Consider the following 24,971-nt stretch of genomic DNA (forward strand, 5'->3'; position numbering starts at 1 on the left):
TGCGGCACGGTGCGGAGCATGCAGCTCTCGCGACGCTCCCTGTTCCGCTACGCCGCGCTCGGTGCCGCGGCCACGCCGTTGCTCGCCTGCAGCACCGGGCCCACCCTGGTGCGGGCGCGCCCGTCGCTGACCCACGGCGTCGCGAGCGGCGACGTCCGTGCCGATGGTGCGCTCGTCTGGGCACGGTCGGACACGCCCGCGACGATGATCGTCGACACGTCGGCCACCGACGCGTTCTCCTCCGTCACGACGACGCGGGGACCTCTCCTCACACCGCAGTCCGACGGTACCGGCGTGCTGCGCCTCACGGGTCTGCCGGCGGGACAGCGAGTGCACTACCGCGTGACGCTGGAAGGCGAGGACGGCGCCACGTCGGAGCCCGTCACCGGGGTGTTCTCCACAGCTCCCGACGGGCCGTCGAACATTCGCCTCCTGTGGGGCGGAGACACGGCGGGCCAGGGTTACGGGATCAACCCCGACATCGGCGGCATGACCATCTTCGGAGCGATGGCCGATCGGGAACCGGACCTGTTCCTGCACAGCGGCGACGTCATCTATGCCGACGGTCCGCTCGAGGAGAGTGTCACGTTGCCCGACGGCCGGGTGTGGCGGAACACGATGTCCGAGGCCAAGTCCAAGGTCGCGGAGACTCTCGACGAGTATCGCGGGCAGTACGCGTACAACCTCACCGACGACAACTACCGGCGCTTCAATTCCTCGGTCGCGCAGGTGGTGCAGTGGGACGATCACGAGACCGTCAACAACTGGTATCCCGGTGAGATTCTCGACCTCGAGCAGTACACCGTGAAAGATGTGAACCTGTTGTCGCAGCGGGCCTTGCAGGCCTTTCACGAGTGGCTCCCGGTCGCTCCCGCCGAGGCCGTCGACGGGCGGGTGTACCGGAAGATCGCCTACGGTCCGCTGCTCGACGTCTTCGTCCTGGACATGCGGAGCTACAAGGATGCGAACAATGCCAACACCGCCCCGACCGGGGAGATTCTCGGAGATGCACAGCGACGGTGGCTGATCGACGAGCTGTCGCGCTCGAAGGCCACGTGGAAGATCATTGCCAACGACCTCCCCCTGGGGCTCGTGGTGCCGGACGGCAAGACCGCGCAGGAGGGCGTCGGCAACGGTGACCCCGGTGCCCCGCTCGGTCGGGAGACCGACATCGCGCAGGTACTCACCGCGATCGATCGGAACGACGTCACCGGCACCGTGTGGCTCACCGCCGACGTGCATTACACGGCGGCGCATCGGTATTCACCCGAGCGCGCCGCCTACCAGGAGTTCCGCGAATTCTGGGAGTTCGTCAGCGGGCCCCTCAACGCGGGTGCGTTCGGGCCGAACGACCTCGATCCCACCTTCGGCCCGGAGGCTGTGTTCGTGCACGCACCGCCGGAGCCGAACGCCTCACCACTCGATACCTTCCAGCACTTCGGTGAGGTGCTGATCGACGAGGACTCGCGGTCGCTGACGGTGAACCTGTGCGACGGTACCGGGGCGGTTCTCTTCACACAGGTGCTGCCGGCGCCCTGACCGCGCGATCAGATCTTCAGGCCCAACAGGTGGTAACTCAGCGCCTTGCCGTGCCCGTCCAGCTCCGCCGATCCTGTGACCCCACCGCCCAGCTGGCCTGGCAGCTCGAACACGAGTGCCGAGACGCTGTCCAGTGCCGTGCGCCGCGGCGCACGGGTGGTGCGATCGCCGTAGTGCGCGACCACCACATCGAGGGTGAGCTCACGTTCGAGCGTCTCGAAGGCCGCTCGGTCCCGTGCGAAGACCGAGAGGATGAGGGTGTCGCCTTTGTCCCCGGTGCGGACGTCGGCCAGGTCGTCGACGATCATCGTGTGCCCTCCATCAGGTGAACCTCGGTGTGTACGAGGTGCCGTGGAAGCGATGTCGATCGGATGCACAGGACCTCCGCATGAGATCGTCGTGCACCGCCTCCACCGGCAGGACCGTTGGTGTACAGACTCTCCACCTCCCACCCGACCACGTCGGCATCCTCCCGTGACCCCGCCCGCCCGGTGACGCGGAGCCGCACCTCGGTCGGTGCGGTGTCGGTGGCGAGGCCACGGAAAGCCGCTCCGGCACCGATCAATTCGACGGTCACACCGTCGGGGTCGAGTCCGTGGACGTCGGCGAGGCGCTGCGTGACGATGTCCGCGGCGAGTCGGGCGCGCTCGTACGCGCGAGGTCCCGCGTAGCTGATCTGGCCCTCGCCGATCCACCCGTCGAGGAAGCCGAGCGTCACCTTGAGCTCGTCCGGTCGGGTGCGACCGGTGGCGCCGGTGAGGGACACCCTGTCGGGGCCGACCTGCTCGAAGGTCACCGCCCGGAAGTCGGCCGTGACGTCGGGTGTGAGGTACGTGGTGGGGTCGCCGACCTCGTAGAGCAGCTGCTCGGTGGCCGTGCGCGTGGTGAGGGTCCCGCCCGTGCCGTCCACCTTGCCGAAGACGGCGTCCGCGTCGGCGGACACGTCCGCATACGGGAAGCCGAGGTCGGCCATGCCGGGAACCGGTTTGGTGACGGGGTCGGCGTAGTAGCCGCCCGTCAGTTGACCGGCGCACTCGAGCAAGTGCCCCACCGCGGTCGCGGCACCGATGGTGCGGGCGTCGTCGAGGTCCCAGCCGAACTCGTGGACGAGCGGCGCGACGTACAGCGACGGGTCGGCGAGTCGGCCCGTCACGACGATGTCGGCACCGGCGCTCAGTGCCGGTAGCACCGCGTCCGCTCCGATGTAGGCGTTGGCGGACACCAACTTCTCGGGATGAGCGGAGAGGGCCTTGCCGGTCTCCCACACGAGGGGATCGAGTGTGCGGACGGCGTCGAGGACGTCGTCGCCGGTCACGGCGGCGACTCGAGCCCGACCGCCGACGAGGTCCGCGATGCGCCGCGCCGCTGCGAGGGGATGTGCTGCGCCACCGTTGGTCACCACTGTGGTTCCGCGGCGAAGCACGTGCGGCAACACCGCTCTGATGCGGGCGAGCAGGAGGGGGTCGTACCCGGTGTCGGGATCGGCGAGCCGTCTCGCGTTGCCCGCGGCGACGGTGCGTTCCCCGAGGCACTCGAAGACGAGGTAGTCGAGGTCAGCGCGATCGGCGAGGGTCACGGCCGGGTCGATGCGGTCGCCGGAGAAGCCGGAACCGGCGCCGAGGCGAATCGTCTTTTTCACAGCGAGATCGCTCCTGTCAGGAGGGCCACCACGGTCATGACGATGGTGGTGCCGAACGCCCACCCGAAGATGAAGCGCTGGTGCTTGCCCAGTTCCACCTTCGTCATGCCGATCAGCACGAACGTCGCGGCGGTCAGCGGACTGAGCGGGAAGCCGGTGGTCATCTGGCCGAGGATGGCGGCGCGGCCGGTCTCCATCGGGTCGCCGCCGAACGAGGCCGTGGTCTCGGCGAGAACCGGGAGCACACCGAAGTAGTAGGCGTCGGGCGTGAAGACCAGGCTCAGCGGCATCGATGTGATCGCGGTGATGACGGGGATGGAGGAACCGAAGGAGTCGGGGATCCAGGACACGAAGGTTTCCGCCATCGCGGTGACCATGCCGGTGCCGTTGAGGACTCCGGTGAGCACGCCCGCAGCGAGGATCATGACGACCACCATCGTGACGTTGCCGCCGTGCTTGGCGAACACTTCCTGCTGCGCCGACCACCTCGGCTTGTTGACCAGGACCGCCAGGGCGAAGGCGATGGCGAACGCCACCTGCAGCGGGGCCAACTGTAAAAGGAGGATGACCAGCAGCACCAGTGTCAGCACGACGTTGAATGCCATGACGGCGGGATGCACTGTGGCGCGGACCGGCAAGTCGTCGACATGGGGCGTACCGGGGCCGGCTTTCACGGGCGTGGCGGTCTCCGTCAGGGCGCCGATCCGCTTGCTCTCCATGCGGCCGATCATGAACGCGGAGAACAGCACCCACACGATGCCCGCGGCCATGGCCGGGATGACGGGCGTGAAGATGTCGGCGCTCGTCGCGTCGAGGGCCGCCATGGCGCGCACCGTCGGGCCGCCCCACGGGATGATGTTCATGATGCCGGCGGACAGGGCGATGATGCCGGTGAGTGCGAGCGGCCGCATGCCGATGCGCTGATAGATCGGCAGCATCGCGGACACCATGATGAGAAAGGTCGAGGTGCCGTCGCCGTCGAGAGCGACCATGAGGGTGAGCACCGCGGTGCCGACAGCGATCTTGGTGGGGCTGCCTCCGGCCCACCGCACGACGCGGCGGATCGCGGGATCGAAAAGCCCCTGGTCGACCATCAGGCTGAAATACAGCACCGCGAAGGCGATCATTATCGCGACCGGCGCGACCTTGATCAGCCCCTCCGCGATCATGTCGCCCAGGTCGGCGCCGAAGCCGCCGACCAGCGCGAAACCGATGGGTACCAGCACGAGTGCGACCAACACCGACACCCGGCGGGTGAATGTCAAGGCCAGAAACGTGATGATCGTGGCGAAGCCGAGCGCGGCAACCATGTGACCTCCTCCAAGGACTTCGTCACATGTTGCTCACATCACAATTGCAAGTCCAATATCAATTGCCGATGCATTGATGGCGCCCATGCATAGACTTGGCGGGTGAACCTCAACCTGGGGATGACGCACCTTCGTTGCATCGTCGCGATTGCCGACCACGAGAGCTTCACGGCCGCAGCGTCGGCACTGGGCATGGTGCAGTCTTCGCTCAGCAGATCGGTCGCAGAGGCGGAGCGCCGACTGGACGTCACGCTGTTCGAGCGCACGACGCGCAGGGTCGTCGTGACACCCGACGGTGTCGCCGTGACGCAATACGCCCGGAAGATGGTGCAGGACTTCGACGAGGGGCTCGCGCAGATCGGCCGTTTCGTCACTGGGGATCGCGGCACCGTGTCGGTCGCCTGCCTGCCCTCGCTCGCCGCCACCTTCCTTCCGCCCTATGTGGTGCAGTTCCGCCGCGACCACCCGGATGTTCTCCTCGAGATCCGTGACGGGCTGCGTCAGGAAGCGCTGACCGCCCTGCTGACCGGCACCGTGGACATGGCACTCGTCTCGGCGCCGACGACCGAACCTGGACTGGTCCACCGAACTCTCACCGCGGACTCGTTTCACTGTGCGTTCGCAGCCGGCCACCCCTTCGACGGCCGGGAGCACATCGACTGGGCGGAACTGGCCGGCGAGCCGTTCATCGCGTTCGGGTCCCAGAGCAGCATCGCCGGACCCGTCGCCCGTGCGCTCGGCGACGCCGACGTCCGCACGGGGCCGGTGATGCACGCGCAGAACGTCGGTGCGGTCGCCGGTCTGGTCGCGGCGGGTCTCGGTGTCACCGCCGTTCCGCAGTTGGTCCTGCCCATGATGGAGTTCGCGGGGCTGCGTCACGCCCCGTTGTCACCGACCGTCGAGCGGACCATCTCGCTCGTGCGGGTCGAGGGCCGACACGAGACGGCGAGCGTCAAGAACTTCGTGCGGTGCCTGACCGCGTGACCGGCTACTTGCGCCCGGCTGCCCAGCGCATGCCCCAGCCGTACTTCTTGTCCAGGTCCGCCTGGCTGCCCTGGATGTACTCGACCTCGCGCGTGACCGTGATGCCCTGGCCGGTGTTCTGGATCAGCGCGATGGAGCAGATGCGGGCGGAGTTGTTGTCGGAGTCCAGACGCACCTCCACCTGCGGGCCGCTGGTCGGGAACAGCGTGACGACGCCGTCGACCGCGGCCCAGTTCGGGGCGCCGTCGTAGATCATCGCGAAGATGAGGATGCGCTTGAAGGCGTCGGGCCGCGCGAGGTTGATGTGCATGTTCTCGCCGCCCGTGACGGATCCGGAGCGGTCGTCGCCGTCGAGCTGGATGAACGGTGCGCTCTCCAGCGCGCCGAAGCTCTTGCCCAGTGCCTGGATGACTCCCTTCGACCCGTCGGCCAGCTCGTACAGGCAGCCGAGGTCGAGGTCGACGCCGCCGGTGCCGTACGACGCGGCGGCGAGCTTCGCGAGGAAGCCCTTCTTCTTCGGCTCGGGTGCGGCCGCGCCCTGCGACCAGTTGAGGTTGACGCGCATCGCGCCCTGGCTCTCGCCTTTCTTGGCCAGATTCACCGTCGGCGCGGCCTTCGACAGCGTCACCTTGCTCAGATTGACACCGCCCGCTGCCGGGGCGGGGGTGGACGGCCTTTTGGTGTAGTCGATCGCCATGGATGGGAGGCCTTTCTTCCGGAAACGGCGGTGTCCGTTTCGCGCACTTCCCTCAGCGTAGTCGCCGTGAGCGGGCCGCACCTACCGTCGACCAGTCCTGCACTGCGAGAGCAACTTCGGCCAGAAATTTATCTGGAGGGTACTTGGCACTCTCGGGTGGAGAGTGCTAAATTTGGTGTCACGCACAGAGGAGCCGAGCATGACGGGCTCGGTGTCCACGAGATACAGGAGGTGTGTTGCTGTGCTTCGCTTCGATCCTTTCCGTGACCTCGACGCCGTGACCTCGAGCTTGCTGGGAGCCGGGTCGGGCACCGACCGTTCGCCGCGGTTCATGCCGATGGATCTGTACAAGGTCGACGACCATTACGTCCTCGACGCGGACCTCCCCGGTGTGGATCCGGGCTCGATCGACCTCGACGTCGACCGTGGAACCCTCACGGTGACGGCCCACCGTTCGGCGCCGAGCGGCGACTCCCGGCAGTGGCTCACCTCGGAGCGCTTCACCGGTACCTACCGTCGCCAGCTCGCGCTGGGTGACGGCATCGACACCGAGCGCATCACCGCGTCGTACGACAACGGTGTTCTCTCCGTACACATCCCGCTGTCGGAGCGCGCCGCCCCGCGCAAGATCAGCATCGCGCAGTCCGAGAACACCGGCGGACAGACGACACTGGAGGCCTCGGCGTCCTGAGCACTCGTCGTGAGTGCCCATGTCGTAGTGTCGAGACCGATGGCGACGGAGACGACATCCGGACGACGACGGCGCGCGACCGACATCGCGATCGCCGCGACGGTGTTCGCCTACAACCTGCCGGTTCAGGGCACATCGAGTCCCCTCGAGCTGATCGTGCCGGTGGGGCTGTGTCTGCCGTTCGTGTGGCGTCGTCGCCATCCTGTCGGCTCTTTCGCCGTCGTGATCGCCGCAGCTCACCTGCAGGTACTCCTCGGCCTCGGGCCCCTGGTGGCGGACGTGATGGTGGTGTTCTCCCTGTTCGCCGTCGCGTCCGCTCGCGCCTGGCATATCTCGCTACCGGCGGCAGTCGTCGCTGCCGGGTGGACTCTTCTCGTGACGCTGCCGGACCGAGAGGCGAACGATCTGTCACCGGGAGACGTCGGACTGTTCGTCGCAACCATGGCCGTCGCGTGGCTCATCGGCACGTTGGCCCGAACCCGGCGCCTGTACGTGCAGTCTCTGGAGGAGCGTGCGGCGCAGGCCGAGCGCGAGCGCGAGACCGGCACCCGCATGGCCGTTCTGGGTGAGCGCACCCGCATCGCACGAGAACTGCACGACGTCGTCTCGCACAGTCTCAGTGCGATCGTGCTGCTGTCGGAGGGTGCGGCATCGATCGCTCACGCGGATCCGGACCGTGCGGCCGAGGCGATGCGCTCGGTGCGCGACACCAGCCGCGGTGCGATGAGTGAGATGCGGTCCATGCTGACCGTGCTGAGATCCGACGACGACCCCGTCGGCCCGCAACCGGGTCTCGATCGAATCGACGCGCTGCTCGACGAGTCACGCGCCGTGGGCATCCCGGTCGTACGGGTGGACGAAGGGACACCGCGCGAGCTCGGTGCGGGTGCCGCCGCGGTCGTCTACCGTGTGATCCAGGAAGCACTCACCAACGTCCGAAAGCACGCCGGCGAGGTGCACGATGTTCGTGTGTCGCTGTGTTGGAACGACGACGGAGTCGACATTCGCGTGGTGGACGATGGGAAGAGCGGAACCGGAACCGGGGGACTCGGATTGATCGGGATGCGCGAACGAGTCGAGGCTCAGGGAGGGGACCTCGAGGTCGGCCCCACGGACTCCGGGTTCGGCGTCCACGCGCGTCTGCCGGTGCCGAGGTGACCACCATGCGTGTCGTCCTCGTCGACGACCAGGAACTCGTCCGGACGGGCCTGCGCATGGTTCTGCAGTCCCGAGGAGTCGAGGTGGTCGGCGAGGCGTCGAACGGTCGGGAAGCCCTGGAGGTCGCACGCTCGGCGAAGCCGGACGTCGTCGTGATGGACGTGCGCATGCCCGTCATGGACGGTGTCGCCGCCACGCGTGCACTCTGTCAGGATCACCGGTCTCCGAAGGTGTTGATTTTGACCACTTTCGACCTCGACGAGTACGCCTTCGAGGCGCTGCGGTGCGGTGCGAGCGGCTTCCTGCTCAAGGACGGCCCGGTCGACGAACTCGTCGCCGCGCTCGGCCACGTCAGGGACGGCGACGCGGTCGTGGCACCGTCGACCACGCGGCGCCTGGTGGAACACGTGACCCGAGGGTCGGCGCCGTCGTTCACCAGGTCGGCCGACCTCGAGAAGTTGACCGCGCGGGAGACCGAGGTGCTGTACGCGATCGCCTCCGGGCTGTCGAACGCCGAGATCGGCGCGTCGCTCGAAGTCTCCGAGGTGACCGTCAAGGCACACGTGGGACGGATCCTCGCCAAACTCGGGTTGCGCGATCGGACGCAGGCGGTGATCGTCGCGTACGAGTCCGGTCTGATGCAGCGCCCCGGCTGATGCGACGCGCTGGCCGATGCACTGTCCGGTCTGATCTCCTACTCAGGTATACCTCCGAATATCCGTCCCCGGACTGACGATTTTCGCGCCCACCGTCGGCAGAGTGTGGGTCATGGACATCGTCAACACACAGGGCCTCGGCAAGCGGTACGGATCGACCACCGTCGTCGACGACCTGAACCTACGGATTCCCGAGGGTTGCGTCTACGGCTTCCTCGGGCCCAACGGTTCGGGTAAGTCGACGACGATGAAGATGTTGTTGTCGCTGGTGACGCCCTCGTCGGGTCAGATATCACTCTTCGGCCGCCCTCTCACGCGGGAGACGCGACGCGACCAGCTCGCGCAGGTCGGTTCGTTGATCGAGGCGCCGCCGGGATACGGGCACCTGACGGGTGCGGAGAATCTGCGCGTCGTCCAGCGCAGTCTCGGACTGCGCGCGGACCAGATCGACCGGGCTGTCCGGACGGTGCGCTTGCAGGACCAGCTCGACAAGAAGGTCCGCAACTACTCCCTGGGCATGAAGCAACGCCTCGGTATCGCCATGGCGCTCGCACGCGAACCGCGCCTGCTGGTCCTCGACGAACCGACGAACGGACTGGACCCCGCAGGAATCGAGGAGATCCGTGAGCTCCTGCGTCATCTGGCGTCACACGGAGTGACTGTCATGGTGTCGAGTCATCTACTCGGTGAGATCGACCGGACCGCCGACGTACTCGGGATTCTCAGCGGCGGGCGCATGATCTTCCAGGGATCGCGTTCCGATCTGACGAGCGCGGCCACACCGGACGTGCTGATCGACACCGTCGACCCGGATCGTGCCGGAGCGGTTCTGCGAGAGAAGCTTCCGACCCGTGTCGACGGCCACACCGTTCGGGTGACGGGTATCGACGATCGCACGACGGCGCGTGTCGTGGAGGACCTGGTCGGGGCGGGGGCCGGCGTGTACGGCGTGCGCCGTGACGAGCAGTCCCTCGAGGACGTCTTCATGAACCTGACGAGCGGGGGTCGGCTGTGACCACGACACTGTCACCGTCGACGACGTCCGGCACGTCGTCGGTGCGCAACGAGTTCGCGAAGTATCGCCACCTGCGCCTGGGCGTAGTCAGTGCCGCGCTCGCGCTGGGAATCATCGCCCTGACGATGGTGGGCATGCTCGGCGGCGCCCCGCAGGGTGAGGGGGAACCGCTGACATGGGGCCTTCCCCTCGCAGGACTGTCGCTGGCACTTCCCCTCGCGTCTCCTCTGCTCATCGCGGTGATCGCCAGCCGCGCAGTGGAGATCGAGCATCAGGGAAACGGGTGGTTGCTCGCGCGGACGTCGGGTGTGACACCCGGGCGACTGTGCCGCGCCAAGTTCTGGTGCACGGCGGTGCACGTGGTCGTCGCGACCTCCCTCGGAAGCATCGGCGCTCTCGCACTCGGAGTTCTCGGCGGCATCTCGGACGCACCGCCCGCCGGACTGTGGCTCGGTCAGACCGTGTCCGCTCTCGTCGTCGCGCTGGCGGTGCTGGCCCTGCAGGTGCTGGTCTCGGCGCGCTTCGACAATCAACTCGTCGCACTGGGGATCGGCATCGTCGGCACGGTCGTCGCGCTGTGCTCGTTCGGGCTGCCTGTGTGGGCGGCGCACCTGACCCCGTGGGGGTACTGGTCGCTCATCGCGTCCGCGGACTACCAGGGCGACGCGGTGGTCACGCTCACGCCGTCCTACGGCAGCGTCGCTGTCCTCGCGGTACTCGCATCGGTGGTGTTCACACTTGCCACTCGTCGGCTCGACCGGCAGGAGGGATGAAGCTCATGCGCTATGCAGAGGTTCTGGGGGCAGAAGTGCTCAAGCTCAGGCGTTCTCAGGTGTGGGCGGTGGTGGTCGTCCTCCCACTCGTCATGGCGGCACTCGGCGTCGTGAACACCGCGGCGTCCGGCGCCGGTCTCGAGGACGGCTGGAACACGTTGTGGCTCCGGACCACCGTCTTCTTCGGACTCTTCCCCCTCGCGCTCGGAGTCGCCGTGCTGGCATCGCTGGTGTGGCGACCGGAACACCGAGGTGGCAACTGGAACGCGCTGATGGCGAGTGCGACACCCACGGGACGCATCGTGGTGGCCAAGACCGTCGCGGTGGCAGCGCTCGGAATCGCGATGCTGGCAGTGGAACTGGTGGCCGTCGTGATTCTCGGCAAGCTGCTGTTCGGGCTGCCGGGCATGCTGCCGACGCAGTACGTCGCGGTCGTTGCACTGACCGCGATCGCCGTGATCCCACTCGCTGCACTGCAGTCGACGTTGTCGATGACGATGCGGTCCTTCGCCGCTCCCATCGCGGTGGCGATGGTGGGTGCAGGTGTTGCCGTCGTCGCGATGACGGCCGAGTGGCACGCTGCCGTGTTCGTGTTTCCCTACGCCGTGACCACACGGGCGAGCCAGCTCGCGTCGGGCGCCTTCGGTGACCCCGGTGCGCTGACGACCGGCGCAGCCACCGCAGTGGTCACTGCCGCCGTTCTGCTCACGGGGGTCGTGGTGGCGGCCACGACCCGATTGCTCGATCGCCGCGACGTGCACACGCGATGAAGGAGGCGGTGTACCGCGCGGGCGAGTCATCAGTAGGTTCGACCCATGACCGACTCCACGGCAGCCGCCCATGCCCGCGCCGCGTACCGCACGTTCGAGCCCTTCCACATCTCGGCGTACTTCAATCCCGAACTCGGAGCGGCGGGCCGGGACACGGGTCTCGACGGACACGCCTGGTACGTGGGCTCGCGCGCCGAGCCGATGGGGCCGTGTGTCGCCGGGGTGGTCGCCGCCGCGTTCTACAGCTTCAACACCACGCTGATCGAGCGCTCCTGGCCCGCGGCGATCGCCGTCGGCCTCGACACCGTGGCTCGGCGCCGATGGGACGCGCTGGACATCGTCCTCGGAGGTGCGCTGGGTGAGTCGGTGTCCGACCCGGGCCTCACGTCGCTGGCCGACCGCCTGCACGGCATCGGCGACACGCTGACCTTCGCCGGCCGCCCACTGTCCGCAGCGTGGCATCAGTCGTCGGCGCCCGACGTCCCGCACCTGCAGTTGTGGCACGCCATCGCGGTTCTGCGGGAATGGCGCGGCGACGGCCACCTCGCGGCTCTCCTCGACGCAGACCTCGATCCGACGGAGGCCGGTGTCTTCCACGAGGCCCAGCACCCCGAGCCCGGTGCTCGTCGGGTGCTCGGGCGTCGCATCACCCAGCTGACGCGCGAGTGGTCGGACGAGCAGTGGGACTCGGCGGCCGAGCGTCTCGCCGCGCGCGGTCTCGTCACGACAGCCGACGGCGTCGAGACTCTGACGGACGACGGTGTCGCACTCGACCGCCACATCGAGGACCGCACCGACGCGATGGCCGCCGCTGCGTGGCGCGGTGTCGACGACGCGGAGGAGCTCATTCTCTCCGCGCGTCCCTACGTCAAGGCCGTCATCTCCGCGGGCATCCTGCCGGGAACGAAGAAGAAGGGCTGACCTACGCCTGCAGCAGGGTCGCTGCGCTGAGGTCGTCGATCACGAGATCGGTGACGATCTTGCCCGCGAGGGCCGCTCGCAGCGCGGTGAGCTTGTACTCGCCCGCGACGATGCACACGCGTCGCGGCACGGCTTTGAGTCGGTCCAGGCGTGGGCCGCTTGCACGTTCGTTCAGCGCGATGCGGTCGTAGCTACCGTCGGAGCGGAGGAAGACGGTGGCGATGTCGCCGACGACGCCGTCCCGGTCGAGTTCTTCGAGGTCCGACTTCTCCAGGTAGCCCGCGCTGTAGACGTGGCTCGGCACGGCGCCGCCGTGCACGCCGATGCTGAACACGGCGAGGTCCATGCGGTCTTGCAGGTCGAGCACTCGCTTGATGCTGCGTTCACGCCACAGCATCTGCCGAGTCTCCGGGTAGTCGAAGAACGCGGGAACCGGAAACCCCTGCGGCAGAGCGCCGTACGCGTCGGCAACGGTGCGGACGATGTCCGTCGCGTAGGACACTCCGGTGGTGCGTGTGTTGGCGGCGCCGTTGAGCTGCACGACGTGGGAGTTGTGCGTGCGCTTCGGCGCGAGATGCCGGCTGACGGCACTCACCGTAGTTCCCCACGCGACGCCCATGACCATGTCGGAGGCGAAGAACGTCGTCAGCAGGCGGCCCGCGAACATGGCGACCCGGTCCAGGCGATCGACGTCGCTGACGGTCTCCGGAACAGGCACGACGTGGGCACGGACGCCGTACCGATCGGCGAAGGCACGCTCGAGCCCGGGCGCCTGGCCGAGAGCGGTGCTGATCTTGATCTCCACGAGTCCTGACGTGCGGGCGAAGGTGATCAGCCGCGACACCGTGCTGCGGGAGACGCCCATCTCGCGGCCGATCGCGGCCATCGTCAAGTCCTGGAAGTAGTAGAGCCGCGCCGCCTGCACCGCGTCGATCGTGCGCGGATCCGTCGCGTCGGGGAGCAGGTGTTCCCCGTAGATCTGCAGCTCCGACATGAGCCCACGCTAAACCACATCGGGACCGCCGCGGTATCGCGATCCGGTCCGAGTTGCACATATGTGCACGCGGTTTGCGACAACGTGCATGTCACCTAGCATGGCTTCCAGTTGCTCTTTATGGCCTGGATCACAAACACGAGGGAGATGGCGTGACGGACAAACGCGCGAAGTGGGGGCTGCCCGCAGAGATGGCAGCCGAGTTCGCGGGAACGATGATTCTGATTCTGTTCGGTGCCGGCGTCGTGGCGCAGGTGGTCTCCGGCGGTGAGTCCGGGAGCCTCGGTGACCACGACTCGATCGCCTGGGCCTGGGGCCTCGGCGTCATGTTCGGCATCTACGTCGCCGGCCGCGCCACCGGTGCGCACCTCAATCCGGCTGTGACGCTGTCGTTCGCGTTGTTCCGGGGCTTCGCGTGGTCGAAGGTCGCGCCGTACGCGCTCGCGCAGACTCTCGGTGCCTTCGTCGCCGCGCTGCTGGTGCGGTGGAACTACAACGACATGCTGAACGCGATCGATCCCGAGCACACCACCGCGACGCAGACGATCTTCTCGACGCTGCCCGGCAACGGCACGCTGCCCGTCAGCCTCGGCTCCGCGCTGATCGACCAGATCATCGGTACCGCGATCCTGCTCTTCCTCATCGTCGCCGTGTCCGACTCGCGTAACAGCCCGCCGCTGTCCAACATGGCCCCGCTGATCGTCGGACTCATCGTCGTGGCCATCGGCTTCGCATGGGGCACCAACGCCGGCTACGCGATCAACCCGGCTCGTGACTTCGGACCCCGCCTGGCGTCGTTCATCACGGGATACGGTGGGGCATGGCGAGATCAGTACGGCAGCCTCTACTTCTGGGTGCCGATCCTCGGGCCCATCATCGGCGGCCCCATCGGCGTCCTGCTGTACGACAACCTGGTGGGTCGGTTCCTGCCGGCCGATCCCGACGGCGACGACGAGCAAGAGCCCAGCCGTCTGCCCGAGAAGTCCGCATGATCGTCCACTCCACTACCCAGGGGAACCTCTCATGACCGAAACCCGTTACGTCGCAGCGATCGATCAGGGCACCACCTCGACGCGGTGCATGATCTTCGATCACAAGGGCACCGTCGTTGCCGCCGATCAGCGTGAGCACCAGCAGATCTTCCCGCAGGCCGGCTGGGTCGAGCACGACGCCGTCGAGATCTGGAACAACGTGCGCAGTGTCTCGGCCGGAGCCCTCGCCGCTGCCGACCTCACGCCCAAGGACATCGCGGCCGTGGGCATCACCAACCAGCGTGAGACCGCGCTGGTGTGGGAGCGCGCCACCGGCAAGCCCGTCTACAACGCCATCGTCTGGCAGGACACCCGCACCGACCGCATCGTCACCAAGCTCGGCGGCGGCGACGCCACCAAGTACACCGCGAAGACCGGCCTGCCGCTCGCGACCTACTTCTCGGGCCCCAAGGTCAAGTGGATCCTCGACAACGTCGAGGGCGCGCAGGAGAAGGCCGACGCCGGCGAGCTGTGCTTCGGCAACATGGACACCTGGGTCCTGTGGAACATGACGGGCGGTGTCGACGGCGGTCTGCACTACACCGATCCCACCAATGCCTCGCGCACGCTGCTGATGGATCTCGACACCCTGTCCTGGGACGAGAGCATCTGTGCGGACATGGGCATCCCGATGTCCATGCTCCCCGAGATCCGCAGCTCCTCCGAGGTGTACGGCAACGTCCGCGAGCGCGGTTCGCTCAGCGGTGTCCCCATCGCCGGCATCCTGGGCGATCAGCAGGCCGCCACGTTCGGTCAGGCGTGCCTGTCGCCCGGTGAGGCGAAGAACACCTATGGCACAGGCAACTTCGTGCTGTTGAACACAGGCACCGACAAGGTGATGAGCAAGAACGGACTGCTCACCACGGTCTGCTACAAGATCGGCGACCAGCCGACGGTGTACGCCCTCGAGGGTTCCATCGCCGTCACCGGATCGCTCGTGCAGTGGCTGCGCGACAACCTCGGAATGATCTCCACCGCAGCAGATATCGAAACCGACGCCCGCTCCGTCGACGACAACGGCGGCGCCTACTTCGTGCCCGCGTTCTCCGGTCTGTTCGCCCCGCACTGGCGCTCCGACGCCCGCGGCGCCATCGTCGGACTCACCCGTTTCGTCAACAAGGGCCACCTGGCGCGGGCCGTGCTCGAGGCCACCGCCTACCAGACCCGCGAGGTGATCGAGGCCATGAACGCCGATTCGGGCGTCGACCTCGAGGTGCTCAAGGTCGACGGCGGTATGGTGGTGAACGAGCTGCTGATGCAGTTCCAGTCCGACATTCTGAACGTGGATGTCGTCCGGCCGGTGGTCGCCGAGACCACCGCACTGGGCGCGGCGTACGCAGCGGGCCTGGCCGTCGGTTTCTGGGCGAGCGAGGACGAGATCCGCGAGAACTGGGCCGAGGACAAGACATGGACACCGTCCATGGATGACGCGGAGCGAGACAAGCTCTACGCCGGTTGGAAGAAAGCCGTCACACGAACACTCGATTGGGTCGATGCCGAATGAATTCCACCACAACAGCTCTCAGCCCCGAAGCACGCAAGGAAGCACTCCGACGTCTCGCCACGGAGGAGATGGACGTTCTGGTCATCGGCGGGGGTGTCGTCGGTACCGGAGCTGCCCTCGACGCGGTCACCCGCGGCCTGAAGGTCGGCCTGGTCGAGGCGCGTGACTACGCCGCCGGGACGTCCAGCAGGTCCAGCAAGCTGTTCCACGGTGGCCTGCGCTACCTCGAGCAGTTCAACTTCGCGCTGGTCTTCGAGGCGCTCAAGGAGCGGTCGCTGGTCCTCAACGACCTGTGCCCGCACCTCGCCCGCCCCGTGCCGTTCATCTACCCCCTCGAGAAGCTGATCGACCGGCCGTACGTCGGCCTCGGTATCGGCGTCTACGACGTGATGGGTGCCGGCCGCGGTGTGCCCTCGCACCACAAGCACCTGGGCAAGAAGAAGACGCTGGAATCCTTCCCGTCGGGCAAGCGCTCCGCCATCCGCGGTGCCGTGCGCTTCTACGAGGGCCAGGTCGACGACGCCCGCCACACCATGATGATCGCCCGCACCGCCGCGGCCTACGGAGCGTTGTGCGCCAACAGCACTCGCGTCACCGGCTTCCTGCGTGAGGACGACCGCGTGATCGGCGTCGTCGCGACGGACCTCGAGTCGGGGGAGTCGTTCGAGATCCACGCCAAGCAGGTCATCAACGCTGCCGGTGTGTGGACCGACGAGATCCAGGAGATGGTCGGCGGCCGCGGGCAGTTCCAGGTTCGCGCGTCCAAAGGCGTGCACCTGGTGGTGCCCCGTAACCGCATCAACAGTTCGACGGGCATCATCACCCGCACCGAGAAGTCGCTGCTGTTCGTGATCCCCTGGGGGAGCCACTGGATCATCGGCACCACCGACACCGACTGGAAGCTCGACCTGGCGCATCCCGCGGCCAGCAAGAGCGATATCGACTACATCCTCGGGCACGTCAACAAGCTGCTGCAGGATCCGCTGGACCACAAGGACGTCGTCGGTGTCTACGCCGGTCTGCGTCCGTTGCTGTACGGCGAATCCGACTCCACCAGCACGCTGTCCCGCGAGCATGCCGTCTCCAGCCCCGTACGCGGCCTCACCGTCATCGCCGGCGGCAAGTACACGACGTACCGGGTCATGGCGAAGGACGCGGTCGACTCCGCGGTGCACAACATGGAGCGCAAGGTTCCGGAGTGTGTCACGGAGAAGATCCCGCTCGTGGGTGCCGACGGGTACTACGGCGCCTGGAACGCGCGCCAGCTCGCAGCCGACCGCGCAGGGATGCGCGTCGGACGCATGGAGCACCTGCTCGGTCGCTACGGCACCCTGGTCGGTGAGGTCCTCGACCTGATCGATCAGAACCCGGAGCTCGGCAAGCCGCTGGAGAATGCACCCGACTACCTCAAGGCCGAGGCCGTCTACGCCGCGAGCCACGAGGGTGCGCAGCACCTCGACGACATCCTGACGCGGCGCATCCGCGTGTCGATCGAGTTGGCCGACCGCGGCGAAGCTGCCGCAGCCGAGGTCGCCGGACTGGTCGCCCCCATCCTCGGGTGGGACGAGCAGCACGTGTCCGACGAGATCGAGCACTACCGCAAGCGCGTTGCGGCAGAGCGTGAATCGCAGGCGCAGCCGGACGACGAGACCGCCGATGCCGCACGGCTCGGGGCTCCCGACGTGCGCGTGGGAGTCGGCGGCTGACCCTCCGCACCCCGCACGACCAGAACACCCTCCCCAGTCGACTGGGGAGGGTGTTCTGCTGTCTCAGGCCGCCTCGTCCTTCCGTTCGGACTTCACCAGCTCTTTCGTCCGCACGAGGCGCAGGGCCGTCACCAGGAAGACGCCGCCCACGATGTTGAACGCCACCGTGTATCCGAACCACTCGATCCACTGCAGGTAGTCCACGTCCGCGCCGGCGTGGATCGCGCCGAAGATCAACAGCGAGTCGAGGATCGAGTGGAACAGCTGCAGCCCCGCCAACAGGAAGCCGGCCGCCATGGCCGCGATGATGCGGGCGACGTCCGAGGTGGTTCCCTGCTGCATCCTGGTCAATAGCGTCATGGTGCTGCCGCCGAGGATCGCCAGACAGATCGACTGCGTGTTCAAGGGCGCGTCGACGAAGTGGTGTGCCGATTCGGACAGCACCATCAGCCACTGCGGGAACGCCTGCGCGACCAGCCACATCACCGCCCACCCGCCGACCAGGTTGGCCAGAAGAGTGCCGATCCAGAGCTTCGCGAGTTGTGCCGGGGTGCCGTCCTTCGAGACCACCGCGGCGATGGGCATGAGAAAGTCCTCGGTGAAGAGCTCGCTGTGCGCGAGATAGATTGCGACGAGGCCGATCCCGAACGCGAGCCCGGCGAGAAGATGGCTGCCCGTCTCGTCCAGCACCGCGAGATAGGCCATCACGCCCAGCGCCACCTCGAGTCCGCCGAACAGTCCGGTGACAATCACGGCGCGGACGGTGCGGTGCAGACGCTCGCCACCCTCGGTGACCACCGAGTCGAAGCTCTCTTCGAGCTCCTCTTCGACGGGACCGTCATTGTCGCCGTCGTTACGGCGCGCTTCTTCGCTCATCTCTCGGTGTACCCCGCACGGGCTGCCACCAGACGATCGTGGACGTTCACCCCCGCTGGGAAGGGGTGAACGTCCACGATCGAGAAATCAGCGCTTCTTCTTGTTCACCGCGGCGGAGGCGTCGTCGGCAGCGATGTTGCCCGCGGCCTTTGTCTTCTTGTCGAGTCGCTTTTCCTTCAGCGACTTGCCCGATTTCTGCGTCATCGAGTTGCGCGGAGACTTGTCAGCCATGGTGTCAGCCCCTTGATCAAGGGAACCAGATGGCTCCGATACGGCGAACACTACGCCTGATGCAGCGTGAACAGCGCAAACGCTGACAGTGGAACGGGCTGCGCGACTGACGCGTCCTACCCCGCGAGGGGGTGGGAACGATGTTCGTCGTCGCTGATGTGGGGGCCGTGCGGGCCGCGAGCCGAGCTGTGCTCGGTGAGGCGGAGCAGATCGGTGTGGCGCCGCGAGGTGTGGTCGCGCTGCCCGGAGCGTCGACCGCGGCCGCACTCGCTCGAGCGGAAGAGCGAGCCGTCTCGGCACTGAACGATCTCGTCGCGGGCTTCTGTGCGACAGCGCAATCGCTGGATGTCGCTGCCGTCGGGTACGCCGACGCGGACTCGGCGAACGCCGCTCGGCTCGAGAGGGCTCGGCATGGAGGTTGCTGAGCTCGCGCCGCGCCGTGAGGTGGTGGCGTCGTGGGATCCCGACGCCGTCCGGATCGACGCGACGTGGATCGGTGACGGCGCCTCAGTCCTCGACTCTCGCGCGGCGGCGATCGACAGGAGCCGCGTCGATCTGCGCGAGGCGTGGCAGGGTGCGGCAGGCGATGCTGCTGTAGATCGCCTCGGACGGGATCTTGCTGCAGCGCAACGTCGGACGACTCAGCTTCGGGTGCTGGAGCGCGCAGTTCGCGACGGTGCTTCTGCCATCGCCGTTGCTCGCGAGGCGCTCCTCGACGCTGTCGTCGTGGCCGAGGCGGACGGCTGCCTCGTCGCACCGGACTGGTCGGTGGTCAGCAACGGTGTCTCCCACACGGGGGTCATCGCGGCGCATGTGCAGGCGCTGATCGACGCGGACGAGTCCGCCGCCCGGTCCATCGACGACGCGTCCGCTGCACTTCTCGACGGCGAACCACGTCACTTCGTTCCCCTCGCGCTCGGCCTGGCTTGGGCGGTGGAGGCGGCGGTGCACGCGATGATCGCGGCCGGCGTGCTGTCCGTCGGCGCGATGGCCTTCGCACTGGTCGACCGGTTCGGCATCGACGCGTGGGATGCGATCCACGACGCGCTGCCGACCAGCTTCTTCCAGGATGCGGGGCCGGTCGATGCGGCGGGTGTGGAGAAAGTCCTTGCGGATGAGACCGAACAAGGCAGACAGCGTGCGGTGAGGCAGGTGGATTCCGGTGATGACGTGAGGACGTTGTTCGACGACCTTGCGCAAGAGGGCCAGGCCGCCAGCACCGGAGGAAACGAGAAAATACTGGAGCGCTATGTATTACCGGACGGCACAATGATTCAGCTCCGGGTCGGTAGCAAGTCAGGTGGACCCGTGATCGACATCCAAAGACCAGGAGGCGGCGACGTGATCAAGGTGCATGTGCGATGAAGGTCGAGACCGGGATCGAGTTTCGTCTACTTCTGGATTTGGACGACGACTGGACGTCGCTGTGGAGCTTCGTCGCAAAGGTGCGCGCGTTTCGAGGGTGGCACACCCCGCTCGACGAAGTGGCTGATGTGATCCGCTGGTTCGCCGACTCGGGACTGATGACATTCGGTGCCCTGGCGGACAACGACATTGGATGGGAAGAATGGCCGACCGACACCGACGAGTCGATGAGGCGGATCGCCGAGGGGCATGGCAAAACCGACGGTTACCTGGCTGCAGAGCAAGACCTCGACCTGATGGGCTGCGAAGTCTTCCGCGGAAGCATCACGGAGAAGGGTGAGCGTCGGCTCGCGGAGCTCGAGGCCCAGGGCATGACATGGGACAACACGATCGGTCCGTTCGAGACCCGTAGCGGCCTGCTGTGAGATCCGGTGCAGAAGTAGTCGCTGAGCGAACAGTTCTGCACCGCATTCGCATCGGCAGTCGGTTGATCGCGGACGTTTGCCCCGCAATGTGTGGACGAATGATCAAGGCGGATGCGCGATGAACGACGAACAACTCGAGTTCAACCTGTTGGTCCAGTTGGACGACGACTGGATCACGTTCTGGGAGTTCATGTATTACATGATCCAGTCCAGGGGGCCGTCGACGACAGCCGAGCAGACAGCGACTGTCATCAGGTCGCTCGTCGAGTCGGGGTTGATGACTCTGGGCGCCTTGGCGGCGAACGACGTCGGGTGGGAGGAATGGGACGTCGCTCTGAATGAGGCCATGCGCCGCATTGCAGAGGGGCATGCAGGTGAGGTCGGCTACCTGACGGCGCCGGATAGAACAGCACTGACGATTTCCGAGGTCGTTCGGGCGTGCATCACAGAGAAGGGCGAGCGGCGCCTCGCCGAACTCGAAGCGCGCGGGTTCACGTTCGAAGGTCCCAGCGGACTGGTGTGAGATCCGGTGCAGGGATCGTCGCTGGACGAAGGTTTCTGCACCGAATACATCGCGACGGTGCGCTTACCCGCGCATTCCGCGGCTCCGCGCACCTTCCGACGCGTCGGGAAGCGACGTAGAGTTCCCGCATGGCTCGTGACGCCGACCTTGAGGACAGGGTTCGCGCTGCGCTGTCCGCCAGGTCCACCGTGACCGAGAAGGCGATGTTCGGCGGCCTCGCGTTCATGGTCGACGGGAAGATGGTCGTGTCCGTCGGGAACGGCGGCGGCGCATTGCTGGTGCGGGTACCGCGCGAGCACGACGACGACTATGTCGGACGCCCGGGAGCCCGTCGTGCGCAGATGGGCGCGGGTAGGTCGATGGGTCAGGGGTGGATCTCGGTGAACGCGGCTGCTCTGGAGTCCGACGACGACCTGCAGGTCTGGATCGACGCCGCAACCTCGGCCGGTACTCCGTAACCAGGGGACCGACGTTCTACCGCGACAAGTACTCGATGAACTCCCGCACCACCGGGCACGGGTCGAGTGGCCGCCCAACTTGTGTGCAGTAATCCGCTAATAGCGCGGATCACTGCACACGATCACCGCGTCGGCAGCCCGTGCCCGCGCGGGTCGACCGATCAGGCGTGGCGCGCGCGCTGATCCATCGAGCGTTCACCTTCCCGGCTTAGCGTGGGCGTCATGGCGATGCGACGAGTGCTGCTGACCGTCTCGATGTGTATGGCGCTGGCGGCCTGCTCCACGCAGGAGACCGAGACCGCGCACCCGCTCGACGGCTTCGATCTGCAGGCGCACCGCGGCGGCCTTGGACTGGTCACCGAAAGCACGATCGCCTCGTTCACCAACGCCCTCGAGCTCGGGGTCACCACACTCGAGATGGACACGCAGATCACCGAGGACGGCATCGCCGTCGTCACGCACGACCGAAAGGTATCGGACGCGAAGTGCCGCGATACCCGGCCCGCGACCGACAACGATCCTGAGTTTCCCTACGTCGGGAAGTACGTCAACACCCTGACGCTGGCACAGGTGCGGACCCTGAATTGTGGTGTCACGCAGCTCGACGGCTACCCGGAACAGCGAGTGGCGACAGACGCCGGAATCCCGACCCTCGACGAGGTGCTCGCGCTGGTGAACTCGTACGACTCCACGGTCCAGCTGAACATCGAGACCAAGGTGGAAGCGGCGGCGCCCACCGAAACGGCGCCCCGTAAGCAGTTCGCCGACGTGGTGCTCGCCTCGGTCGGGGCGGCAGGCCTGCTCGATCGCACCACCATCCAGAGTTTCGACTGGGGCGCTCTCCTCGCGGTACAGAAGGTCGACCCGTCGATGCGTCTGGTCGCACTCACGGAGCCTGACTTCCTCGAGGTCGGTGAGCCGGGAGCGTCCCCGTGGTTGGGCGGTCTCGACATCGACGAGTTCGACGGCGACCCGGTAGCGGCGGTGCAGTCGTTCGGCGCCCACGCCCTCTCGCCCGTCCAGGGAAACCCGCAGAAGGGAGCCGTGGGCGATCCGGACTTCGAGCTCTACGTGACACCGGAAATGGTGGCGTCCGCGCATGCCGCCGGGATCCGCGTCGTGCCGTGGACGGTGGACGATCCCGCGACGATGGCGGCTCTGATGGACATGGGCGTCGACGGCATCATCACCGACTACCCCGACCGTCTGCGAGAGGTGATGGGGGAGCGAGGGCTGGCGCTGCCGGAGCCGGCCACGGTGCGCTGACGCGCGCCTCTCAGCCGATAACGAGCACCGGTACCGGTTTCTCGAAGCTCTCGTTCTCCGGAAGGATCGGCTCGTCCGCGCCCGCATCGACGTCGGCGATCGTCTGCACTCCGCCCAGTGTCGATGCTCCTTCGCGGGCCACCACCAGCTCGTCGTACCAGGCGAACCACGGCATCCCGAACCGCGTGTAATCCGCGGCGCTCAGAGGAACCGAGGCGGGTTCCGATCCTGTGAGCTGCTGCCACACAGCACTGTTGACGATGTCAATGGTGAATCGTCGGCCGTGCTCGAGGTCCCACGATTCGTGCGGGACCACTGGCGTCGCCACTGCCTGTCTGATGGATCCACCGGTACCGAGGCCCATCGCGTCGTTCGGGGGCAAGGAGAAGCAGATGATGGTCGGCAGGTGGTCCAGCTCCGAGTACTTGCTCGCCAGCATCGGGTAGACGGCCACCTGGATCCCACCGCGCGCCGGCTCGGAGGACAGCTGCTCCTCCACCGTGTAGTCGGCGCCCAGCGGGGCAGCGACGAACTGGCGCACCGTGCCCTTCTCGACAGTGAACCCATCGAGCCACGGCTGGTCCGGAACTTCGAGGTAGTCCTCGGCCTCGAAGTCGGGAACGGGCGACCATGGTTCACCCGTCAAGACGTTGATGGTTCCGCTGCTCATCGTCACGAGGAACGGATAGCCGGCGTCGAAGTTGATCCAGCACGCCTCGGACTGCCACATCGGCATGGCGAAGCGCGTCACCCCTTCGTCGTCCTGGCCGGACTCCTTCACCTGCAGGCCGCCGAGGCCCGGAGGTAGGTCGTATGTTGTGCCGTCGTCGGGAACTCGGAGAGTTCGCTGGAACGAGAACGACATCCGGGCGTTCGGATGAACTTCGGGGCACCGGACCTCGATACGGTCGTCGACGACGTGCACTGTCATGGTGAACCCCTTGCCCGGGCCTCGGCCCTCGTTGTGTGTGGAGGGATGCTGGCACGAGGGTCCGACAACATTCCTCGGCCAGCCTGTTCCAGGGCACTGTGATGCGCGTGCGCATCGTTGAACGGTTTGACTGTCTCGAATAAACGTCGTTAACGCTTAGCCGAATCCGCTTGGAGTTTCCGCGTCGATTGCTCTGTTGACTTGCTGTGCGCACGTTCGATCAACGTGTCAACGTCCAGTTGCTGGCCCCGTGCAGAGCGACGTGCCAGTGCAACAGCGATGCTGACAAGCTTCCGGTGCTCCAGTACGTCGCATCTCCCACGCTGTGGTCGCGCCACACACACATGGGTAGCGGGAATCAAGCCCGCGAGCTCGGTCATTGACAACATAAGTTTGCGGCAATCGCGGCAGCAATCAACTCGTCCGCCTTTCGCCGCCGGTCCGATGTTTACCGCGCACACGACGCAATGAACTGTGGTTTCCGGATCCTTCCGAGCGATGTCGCGGATAACCACCGGTGACGGTGGGCGTCTAGTGACGGTCGCTCTGCCGCTACGGGAGCGCGAACCGCTCTGCGTCAGTCGTACGGAGGCTCGGTTCATTCGGCCAGTTGTCAGCGACACTCGTCGGTTCGATGGGTTCCCCACACGCGGGATTCTGGCACGGAGGCATGTCGAAGACGGGCGAATCGGGCAAGGGCGGAGTTCCACATGCAGTGCGCGAGACAATCCGGGCGAAACCTACTCGTCTCACTTGGCGTCTGACGTGGAGACGCCAAAGTCCAGGAGAGTTGTCCTCTTACCTGTTCAGCCGCATCAACCCGTAGAACCCCTCGATGTGATCGCGCGCCAGGGTGGCGGCCTTGGCGCCGTGGCCTCGGCGCAACGCGTCGACGATGCCGCGATGCTCGCACCGGAGGTTCACGGCGACGGCCGACCAGTCGTCGAGCATGGGTACCGCGTCCATGACGTAGCCGTGGATCGAGTCGCGGAGCGAGGTCATCATGGCCTCGATCAGCACGTTGCCGGCCAGCCCGGCGAACCGTACGTGCAGCTCGGCGTCGAGGCGGTGGAACTGATCGGGTTCGAGGCTCTGGTCGTCCATTCGGTCCAGTAACTCGTCGATGGCGGTGAGGTCGGGGGTGCGCGCCGCGGCTTCGCGTAGCGCCCACGACTCGAGAAGCACGCGCGTCTGCACCACGTCCGCGATGGGCAGGAACTGCGTGGCCATGTGCAGCCTCAGTGCCGAGCCGATGGACGTGGCGGGATCGGCCACGACGATCGCGCCCGCATCGGGACCCGACCCGACCGACGTCTTCACCACGCCCATCGCCTCCAGCACCCGGATGGCCTCACGAACGGAGCTCCGACCGACGCCGAGTTCCTCCGCGAGTGCGCGCTCGGCCGGCAGTCGATCGCCGACACGGAGTCGCGCCGCCGCCAGGTCCTGTTCGATGCGGTGGAGAACCACCTCGTGTGCGCGCATTGTCGGAGAATAGCTGGTGTGGT

Annotated in this window: 27 protein-coding genes; 18 read left to right on the forward strand and 9 right to left on the reverse strand. The window is 66.8% G+C overall.

All coding sequences use genetic code 11. The features are described 5' to 3' along the window. Positions 1–18 precede the first annotated feature (18 nt). Entirely contained in the window at positions 19–1,539 is a 1,521-nt protein-coding gene (locus ASG69_RS08950) for an alkaline phosphatase D family protein (RefSeq protein WP_056442955.1), read from the forward strand. Positions 1,540–1,547: 8 nt separating this feature from the next. Here ASG69_RS08950 and ASG69_RS08955 read toward each other — a convergent pair whose 3' ends face one another. Genes ASG69_RS08955 through ASG69_RS08965 form a run of 3 tightly spaced genes read right to left on the reverse strand, consistent with a single transcriptional unit; the run spans position 1,548 to position 4,488 of the window. Further along, positions 1,548–1,847 carry an AtuA-related protein gene (locus tag ASG69_RS08955; protein ID WP_056442954.1) on the reverse strand — a complete coding sequence of 100 codons (300 nt, stop codon included), beginning with the start codon at positions 1,845–1,847 and terminating at the stop codon, positions 1,548–1,550. Next, positions 1,844–3,178, reverse strand: a complete 1,335-nt coding sequence (locus tag ASG69_RS08960) for an acyclic terpene utilization AtuA family protein (protein ID WP_056442953.1) — start codon at positions 3,176–3,178, stop codon at positions 1,844–1,846. The genes ASG69_RS08955 and ASG69_RS08960 overlap by 4 nt, the downstream gene beginning before the upstream one ends. Continuing rightward, entirely contained in the window at positions 3,175–4,488 is a 1,314-nt protein-coding gene (locus tag ASG69_RS08965; RefSeq protein ID WP_056442951.1) for a CitMHS family transporter, read from the reverse strand. Before ASG69_RS08965 ends, ASG69_RS08960 begins: the two co-directional genes overlap by 4 nt. Before the next feature lie 102 nt (positions 4,489–4,590). On the opposite strand from ASG69_RS08965, the gene ASG69_RS08970 reads away from it, so the two are divergent. Then, positions 4,591–5,472 (forward strand): LysR family transcriptional regulator, encoded by an 882-nt coding sequence (locus ASG69_RS08970; protein ID WP_235578888.1) that lies wholly within the window; start codon positions 4,591–4,593, stop codon positions 5,470–5,472. A 4-nt stretch (positions 5,473–5,476) separates the two neighbouring features. Here the strand turns inward: ASG69_RS08970 and ASG69_RS08975 are convergent, their stop codons facing one another. Further along, positions 5,477–6,169: a TerD family protein gene (locus ASG69_RS08975; RefSeq protein WP_056442948.1), complete on the reverse strand. Its 693-nt coding sequence runs from the start codon at positions 6,167–6,169 to the stop codon at positions 5,477–5,479. Between the two features lie 241 nt (positions 6,170–6,410). Here ASG69_RS08975 and ASG69_RS08980 point away from each other — a divergent pair, with 241 nt between their 5' ends. From ASG69_RS08980 to ASG69_RS09010, 7 genes are all read left to right on the forward strand, one after another. Continuing rightward, positions 6,411–6,860 (forward strand): Hsp20/alpha crystallin family protein, encoded by a 450-nt coding sequence (locus ASG69_RS08980; protein WP_056442946.1) that lies wholly within the window; start codon positions 6,411–6,413, stop codon positions 6,858–6,860. Between the two features lie 39 nt (positions 6,861–6,899). Beyond that, on the forward strand, positions 6,900–8,018 hold the full coding sequence (locus ASG69_RS08985) for a sensor histidine kinase (RefSeq protein WP_056442944.1): 1,119 nt from the start codon (positions 6,900–6,902) through the stop codon (positions 8,016–8,018). Between the two features lie 5 nt (positions 8,019–8,023). Beyond that, positions 8,024–8,674 carry a response regulator transcription factor gene (locus ASG69_RS08990; protein WP_056442999.1) on the forward strand — a complete coding sequence of 217 codons (651 nt, stop codon included), beginning with the start codon at positions 8,024–8,026 and terminating at the stop codon, positions 8,672–8,674. A gap of 112 nt (positions 8,675–8,786) precedes the next feature. Further along, positions 8,787–9,689, forward strand: coding sequence for an ABC transporter ATP-binding protein (locus ASG69_RS08995; protein ID WP_056442941.1), 903 nt, complete (start codon positions 8,787–8,789; stop codon positions 9,687–9,689). Continuing rightward, positions 9,686–10,462, forward strand: a complete 777-nt coding sequence (locus ASG69_RS09000; protein ID WP_235578889.1) for an ABC transporter permease — start codon at positions 9,686–9,688, stop codon at positions 10,460–10,462. The genes ASG69_RS08995 and ASG69_RS09000 overlap by 4 nt, the downstream gene beginning before the upstream one ends. 5 nt (positions 10,463–10,467) lie before the next feature. Then, positions 10,468–11,232 carry an ABC transporter permease gene (locus ASG69_RS09005; RefSeq protein WP_056442995.1) on the forward strand — a complete coding sequence of 255 codons (765 nt, stop codon included), beginning with the start codon at positions 10,468–10,470 and terminating at the stop codon, positions 11,230–11,232. A gap of 45 nt (positions 11,233–11,277) precedes the next feature. Next, on the forward strand, positions 11,278–12,153 hold the full coding sequence (locus tag ASG69_RS09010; protein WP_056442939.1) for an SCO6745 family protein: 876 nt from the start codon (positions 11,278–11,280) through the stop codon (positions 12,151–12,153). 1 nt (position 12,154) lies between these two features. Here the strand turns inward: ASG69_RS09010 and ASG69_RS09015 are convergent, their stop codons facing one another. Further along, positions 12,155–13,147 carry a sugar-binding transcriptional regulator gene (locus tag ASG69_RS09015; protein ID WP_051613126.1) on the reverse strand — a complete coding sequence of 331 codons (993 nt, stop codon included), beginning with the start codon at positions 13,145–13,147 and terminating at the stop codon, positions 12,155–12,157. 191 nt (positions 13,148–13,338) lie between these two features. Between ASG69_RS09015 and ASG69_RS09020 the strand changes: the two genes are divergently transcribed. The 3 genes from ASG69_RS09020 to ASG69_RS09030 are packed head-to-tail and all read left to right on the forward strand — an operon-like array spanning position 13,339 to position 17,388. After that, the gene (locus ASG69_RS09020) at positions 13,339–14,139 is read left to right on the forward strand and encodes an MIP/aquaporin family protein (RefSeq protein WP_051613174.1); all 801 of its coding nucleotides are present in this window, start codon (positions 13,339–13,341) and stop codon (positions 14,137–14,139) included. A gap of 31 nt (positions 14,140–14,170) precedes the next feature. Beyond that, positions 14,171–15,682, forward strand: a complete 1,512-nt coding sequence (gene glpK, locus ASG69_RS09025; RefSeq protein WP_056442937.1) for a glycerol kinase GlpK — start codon at positions 14,171–14,173, stop codon at positions 15,680–15,682. After that, complete coding sequence (locus ASG69_RS09030) at positions 15,679–17,388, forward strand: glycerol-3-phosphate dehydrogenase/oxidase (protein ID WP_027504787.1); 1,710 nt, start codon at positions 15,679–15,681, stop codon at positions 17,386–17,388. The genes glpK and ASG69_RS09030 overlap by 4 nt, the downstream gene beginning before the upstream one ends. A gap of 63 nt (positions 17,389–17,451) precedes the next feature. Here ASG69_RS09030 and ASG69_RS09035 read toward each other — a convergent pair whose 3' ends face one another. Together ASG69_RS09035 and ASG69_RS22850 are read right to left on the reverse strand one after the other, a co-directional pair. Beyond that, complete coding sequence (locus ASG69_RS09035; RefSeq protein ID WP_056442935.1) at positions 17,452–18,264, reverse strand: formate/nitrite transporter family protein; 813 nt, start codon at positions 18,262–18,264, stop codon at positions 17,452–17,454. Positions 18,265–18,351: 87 nt separating this feature from the next. Next, positions 18,352–18,495 (reverse strand): hypothetical protein, encoded by a 144-nt coding sequence (locus ASG69_RS22850; protein WP_197027742.1) that lies wholly within the window; start codon positions 18,493–18,495, stop codon positions 18,352–18,354. Between the two features lie 140 nt (positions 18,496–18,635). Between ASG69_RS22850 and ASG69_RS09040 the strand changes: the two genes are divergently transcribed. The 6 genes from ASG69_RS09040 (at position 18,636) to ASG69_RS09065 (ending at position 22,532) form a co-directional block, all read left to right on the forward strand. Continuing rightward, on the forward strand, positions 18,636–18,920 hold the full coding sequence (locus ASG69_RS09040; RefSeq protein ID WP_156380467.1) for a hypothetical protein: 285 nt from the start codon (positions 18,636–18,638) through the stop codon (positions 18,918–18,920). Further along, a complete protein-coding gene (locus ASG69_RS09045; RefSeq protein WP_056442929.1) occupies positions 18,907–19,860 on the forward strand; it encodes a hypothetical protein in 954 nt (317 codons plus the stop codon). Before ASG69_RS09040 ends, ASG69_RS09045 begins: the two co-directional genes overlap by 14 nt. After that, positions 19,857–20,285 (forward strand): hypothetical protein, encoded by a 429-nt coding sequence (locus tag ASG69_RS09050; protein WP_056442926.1) that lies wholly within the window; start codon positions 19,857–19,859, stop codon positions 20,283–20,285. The genes ASG69_RS09045 and ASG69_RS09050 overlap by 4 nt, the downstream gene beginning before the upstream one ends. A gap of 118 nt (positions 20,286–20,403) precedes the next feature. After that, the gene (locus tag ASG69_RS09055; RefSeq protein WP_056442923.1) at positions 20,404–20,808 is read left to right on the forward strand and encodes a hypothetical protein; all 405 of its coding nucleotides are present in this window, start codon (positions 20,404–20,406) and stop codon (positions 20,806–20,808) included. 128 nt (positions 20,809–20,936) lie between these two features. After that, the gene (locus ASG69_RS09060; protein WP_056442920.1) at positions 20,937–21,266 is read left to right on the forward strand and encodes a TfoX/Sxy family protein; all 330 of its coding nucleotides are present in this window, start codon (positions 20,937–20,939) and stop codon (positions 21,264–21,266) included. 222 nt (positions 21,267–21,488) lie between these two features. Further along, the gene (locus ASG69_RS09065) at positions 21,489–22,532 is read left to right on the forward strand and encodes a glycerophosphodiester phosphodiesterase family protein (protein ID WP_235578890.1); all 1,044 of its coding nucleotides are present in this window, start codon (positions 21,489–21,491) and stop codon (positions 22,530–22,532) included. A 10-nt stretch (positions 22,533–22,542) separates the two neighbouring features. Here ASG69_RS09065 and ASG69_RS09070 read toward each other — a convergent pair whose 3' ends face one another. Together ASG69_RS09070 and ASG69_RS09075 are read right to left on the reverse strand one after the other, a co-directional pair. Beyond that, entirely contained in the window at positions 22,543–23,463 is a 921-nt protein-coding gene (locus ASG69_RS09070; protein ID WP_056442918.1) for a hypothetical protein, read from the reverse strand. Between the two features lie 798 nt (positions 23,464–24,261). Continuing rightward, positions 24,262–24,948, reverse strand: coding sequence for a FadR/GntR family transcriptional regulator (locus ASG69_RS09075; protein WP_056442916.1), 687 nt, complete (start codon positions 24,946–24,948; stop codon positions 24,262–24,264). Positions 24,949–24,971: the final 23 nt, after the last annotated feature.

Origin of the sequence: Rhodococcus sp. Leaf225, from assembly GCF_001426145.1 — a bacterium.
Lineage (GTDB): Bacteria > Actinomycetota > Actinomycetes > Mycobacteriales > Mycobacteriaceae > Rhodococcoides.

Bases quoted from the DNA above. Each gene is read 5' to 3' on its own strand.
- ASG69_RS08950 (WP_056442955.1), top strand. From the start codon at position 19: ATGCAGCTCTCGCGACGCTCCCTGTTCCGCTACGCCGCGCTCGGTGCC.
- ASG69_RS08955 (WP_056442954.1), bottom strand. From the start codon at position 1,847: ATGATCGTCGACGACCTGGCCGACGTCCGCACCGGGGACAAAGGCGAC.
- ASG69_RS08965 (WP_056442951.1), bottom strand. From the start codon at position 4,488: ATGGTTGCCGCGCTCGGCTTCGCCACGATCATCACGTTTCTGGCCTTG.
- ASG69_RS08975 (WP_056442948.1), bottom strand. From the start codon at position 6,169: ATGGCGATCGACTACACCAAAAGGCCGTCCACCCCCGCCCCGGCAGCG.
- ASG69_RS08985 (WP_056442944.1), top strand. From the start codon at position 6,900: ATGGCGACGGAGACGACATCCGGACGACGACGGCGCGCGACCGACATC.
- ASG69_RS08990 (WP_056442999.1), top strand. From the start codon at position 8,024: ATGCGTGTCGTCCTCGTCGACGACCAGGAACTCGTCCGGACGGGCCTG.
- ASG69_RS08995 (WP_056442941.1), top strand. From the start codon at position 8,787: ATGGACATCGTCAACACACAGGGCCTCGGCAAGCGGTACGGATCGACC.
- ASG69_RS09005 (WP_056442995.1), top strand. From the start codon at position 10,468: ATGCGCTATGCAGAGGTTCTGGGGGCAGAAGTGCTCAAGCTCAGGCGT.
- ASG69_RS09010 (WP_056442939.1), top strand. From the start codon at position 11,278: ATGACCGACTCCACGGCAGCCGCCCATGCCCGCGCCGCGTACCGCACG.
- ASG69_RS09015 (WP_051613126.1), bottom strand. From the start codon at position 13,147: ATGTCGGAGCTGCAGATCTACGGGGAACACCTGCTCCCCGACGCGACG.
- ASG69_RS09020 (WP_051613174.1), top strand. From the start codon at position 13,339: ATGGCAGCCGAGTTCGCGGGAACGATGATTCTGATTCTGTTCGGTGCC.
- glpK (WP_056442937.1), top strand. From the start codon at position 14,171: ATGACCGAAACCCGTTACGTCGCAGCGATCGATCAGGGCACCACCTCG.
- ASG69_RS09030 (WP_027504787.1), top strand. From the start codon at position 15,679: ATGAATTCCACCACAACAGCTCTCAGCCCCGAAGCACGCAAGGAAGCA.
- ASG69_RS09035 (WP_056442935.1), bottom strand. From the start codon at position 18,264: ATGAGCGAAGAAGCGCGCCGTAACGACGGCGACAATGACGGTCCCGTC.
- ASG69_RS22850 (WP_197027742.1), bottom strand. From the start codon at position 18,495: ATGGCTGACAAGTCTCCGCGCAACTCGATGACGCAGAAATCGGGCAAG.
- ASG69_RS09040 (WP_156380467.1), top strand. From the start codon at position 18,636: ATGTTCGTCGTCGCTGATGTGGGGGCCGTGCGGGCCGCGAGCCGAGCT.
- ASG69_RS09045 (WP_056442929.1), top strand. From the start codon at position 18,907: ATGGAGGTTGCTGAGCTCGCGCCGCGCCGTGAGGTGGTGGCGTCGTGG.
- ASG69_RS09050 (WP_056442926.1), top strand. From the start codon at position 19,857: ATGAAGGTCGAGACCGGGATCGAGTTTCGTCTACTTCTGGATTTGGAC.
- ASG69_RS09055 (WP_056442923.1), top strand. From the start codon at position 20,404: ATGAACGACGAACAACTCGAGTTCAACCTGTTGGTCCAGTTGGACGAC.
- ASG69_RS09060 (WP_056442920.1), top strand. From the start codon at position 20,937: ATGGCTCGTGACGCCGACCTTGAGGACAGGGTTCGCGCTGCGCTGTCC.
- ASG69_RS09065 (WP_235578890.1), top strand. From the start codon at position 21,489: ATGGCGATGCGACGAGTGCTGCTGACCGTCTCGATGTGTATGGCGCTG.
- ASG69_RS09070 (WP_056442918.1), bottom strand. From the start codon at position 23,463: ATGACAGTGCACGTCGTCGACGACCGTATCGAGGTCCGGTGCCCCGAA.
- ASG69_RS09075 (WP_056442916.1), bottom strand. From the start codon at position 24,948: ATGCGCGCACACGAGGTGGTTCTCCACCGCATCGAACAGGACCTGGCG.